This window comes from Alteromonas lipotrueae (genome assembly GCF_019249215.1).
GTDB lineage: Bacteria > Pseudomonadota > Gammaproteobacteria > Enterobacterales > Alteromonadaceae > Alteromonas > Alteromonas lipotrueae.
This window is the reverse complement of the sequence record NZ_JAESDI010000035.1, coordinates 1-1,697: the sequence shown is the minus strand read 5'-3', so window position 1 is coordinate 1,697 and position 1,697 is coordinate 1. Positions and strand designations below refer to the sequence as shown.

Genomic DNA, 1,697 nt, shown 5'->3' with positions numbered 1-1,697 from the left:
GTTCGCTGGGACGCATACACGCGGGGCGGCTGCGCCATTATGCCCCACATGTCTGCGCCCGTTATTGGAAAGTTATGTTTCCTAAGGGATAAATGGATTGAATTGGTTTTTAATAATAGTCTCATTATGTGCTGGGTGTCTTATATGTAAACCACTCTTTGTATATCTGTTCAAAGCTGTTAGTGGAAATGCGGCAGAATTGGACAAAGGTTTCAATTCGGTATACCCAAGTGATTCAGCTTATAAAAAAGGGCCTACTTTAAAGGGTGACGAAATGCGGCATGAACCTGAAAGTGTCGTGGAAAGTGCAGGTATGGCAATGTTTGTAGTCTTATTATTACCATTGATTCCGTCTACATTTTTAGCTATCGGAATTTATTTTGCGCTAACATTTTTGATAGGTCTATTTTAGATGAAACATAACAAAAAAATTAAGCACGCCCGCTGCGCGGGCTGGGACGCAAACACGCAGGGCGGCTGCGCCATTATGCCCTACGTGCCTGCGCCCCTTATTTAAAAGTTAGCCACTTAAAAGGATGTTTTTATGGAAGAAGATATTTTAAACCTTATTGGAAGAGGTGAAGACAACGAAACTGAATATCTTCCTTCAAACGTAACTCCTAGAAACTTATCTAAAGTTATTTGTTCGTTTGCGAATGCTAACGGAGGCTTTATTGCGCTTGGTGTTCTTGAAAATGGAAACCACATTCAAGGCATCGATGAAGAGCTCGCAAATGTAACCCTACAGAAAACAAGAGACCTTCTAAGCAATGTAGCTCTAGACGCTTCCTACCATAGAGTACGCGGTCCACTATCCGTTTTTTTAATCAAAGTAGAAAAATCGAGTTCACTCTCTACATGCCATGAAGGTGCATTTATTCGCGAAGGCGAATCTATACGTCCAATGTCAGTTGAAGAAATCAAAAGAGCATCTAATCAGAACAGTTTGGACACCGAAATAATTATACAAACACTAGCAGAACAAACAGAGCTAATAGAAAAAATGAAGAACGAACAAGCTAGTAATAATAGTTTAAAATCAAAAGCTATCGACTACTTGGTGGGTGGTCTAGTCGGGGCAATTCTGGGAGCGCTGATCAGTGGCTAACAAAACGCTGTTGGCACTCCCTCCGGTCGCTGGGACGCAAACACGCAGGGCCGCTTCGCTATTATGCCCTACGTGCCTGCGCCCCAAAGCTTAGCGTTAGAAGGCGTCAGCCTAAACTACGTTTGGCTTAATAAAAATACCAGTTCAACCGCCCTCACCTGTTGTTTCAAAAATCGCACTGGCTTTAGGCGGTTTTAACTTCGCCGCATTAAATCCAAAGGTTGCGCAATAGGCGCCTCATCGGCTGGTTTTTATTTTAAGTCAGCAAGCGCCATTGCACTTGGTAGTTCAAATGGCAGCTTGCTTCAGTCAAATCAAAACCATCTCTGCTCTGGCATTTTGCTTGTTTGCTTTAACAATCAATCGTATGCTGGCTTTATTAGTTTTTAATAAGGCCAAAGGTGCAGGCTCTGCTTCTAACAAAGCGCTTAAGCCACTCCCTTCGGTCGCTGGGACGCCTATACGCGGGGCGGCTTCGCCATTATGCCCCACGTATCTGCGCCCCTTAGCTTAAAGTTAGGCGTCATTTACTTACAGCACTAAAAAGTAGGTTCAACCGTGACATTCCAGCATCAAGGCTGTTTCGCTA

Annotated in this window: 2 protein-coding genes; both read left to right on the top strand. The window is 43.6% G+C overall.

What is annotated here, in order from left to right:
* The first annotated feature begins 97 nt into the window (after positions 1-97).
* Complete coding sequence (locus tag JKP82_RS20655; RefSeq protein ID WP_218398575.1) at positions 98-412, top strand: hypothetical protein; 315 nt, start codon at positions 98-100, stop codon at positions 410-412.
* A gap of 132 nt (positions 413-544) precedes the next feature.
* Entirely contained in the window at positions 545-1,108 is a 564-nt protein-coding gene (locus JKP82_RS20650) for an AlbA family DNA-binding domain-containing protein (RefSeq protein WP_218398573.1), read from the top strand.
* The last annotated feature ends 589 nt before the right edge of the window (positions 1,109-1,697 follow it).